The organism is Mesorhizobium sp. M00.F.Ca.ET.216.01.1.1 (assembly GCF_004010325.2).
Lineage (GTDB): Bacteria > Pseudomonadota > Alphaproteobacteria > Rhizobiales > Rhizobiaceae > Mesorhizobium.
Map to the genome: position 1 here is coordinate 1 of NZ_SADR02000451.1, position 302 is coordinate 302.

The window sequence follows — 302 nt, forward strand, 5'->3', positions numbered from 1 at the left end:
CCGGCACCACGTCGTCGATACCGGCGAGGCGCAGGCAGAGCCAGGCCATGGCGTGATTGGAAGAGGTGACGGGAATGCCGATGCGCAGTTCCAGCTCCGCCACGGCTTCGGCGACGCGCAGGCTGGTGCAGGAGATGAAGATCGCGTCCACACCCGGCGCCGCCGCCATGCGCTCGGCCGCGGCCTCGATCGAGGCGAGCGAGATGCGGGCCGCCTCGCGATCGTCACGCCGGTCGAAAGTGGCGACGGCGGCGATGTCGAGGCCGCGTCCGGTGAAATAGCTGACGAGGCCGTTGTTGATC

At 69.2% G+C, this 302-nt stretch carries 1 pseudogene; it reads right to left on the reverse strand.

The features are described from left to right. A pseudogene (locus tag EN859_RS36910) lies at positions 1-302 on the reverse strand (Asp/Glu racemase); the annotation flags it as partial.